Here is a 576-nt window from a genome sequence, read left to right on the forward strand (position 1 = left end):
TACCGCCGAACGATTTATGAAATGGGTTGAAACCGGTCACCTGAAACTGACCGATGGCGCAGAGATTGATTACCGCGTCATTCTGGAAGATGCAAAAGCTGAGAACCTGAATAACCCCATTGATGCAACCGCGATTGACCCCCACGGAGCCACAAATATTTCCCACGAACTCGCTGACGAGGGAATGAACCCGATCACCATCGTTCAAAACTACACAAATATGTCTGACCCGATGAAAGAGCTTGAAGCTGCTATCGCTTCCGGACGCTTTCATCATGACGGCAACCCGATTATGAGCTGGTGTATTGGTAACGTGGTCGGGAAATATCTGCCGGGTAATGACGATGTTGTCCGTCCGATAAAAGAGCAGAACGAAAATAAAATTGATGGTGCGGTGGCGCTGATAATGGCAATCGGCCGGGCAATGCTGAATGACGAAGGCGACTTCCTTTCCTCACTGGACTCAGACGAAGAAATCCTATTCCTATGAAAAATATACTTCTTGATATCACTGCCATGACGGGGTTCAGCGCGGTCATGGCGGGCTGTTACCTGAAATACGGTCTGCACAACGCC

General features: G+C 49.1%; 1 protein-coding gene. It reads left to right on the forward strand.

Annotated features, from left to right (window positions below):
- Positions 1 to 490, forward strand: a 490-nt coding sequence (locus ACMHKJ_RS19370) for a terminase TerL endonuclease subunit (RefSeq protein ID WP_413496485.1), incomplete at its 5' end; no start/stop codon positions are given.
- Positions 491 to 576: the final 86 nt, after the last annotated feature.

The organism is Morganella psychrotolerans (genome assembly GCF_965118875.1).
In the GTDB taxonomy this organism is placed as follows: domain Bacteria; phylum Pseudomonadota; class Gammaproteobacteria; order Enterobacterales; family Enterobacteriaceae; genus Morganella; species Morganella psychrotolerans_C.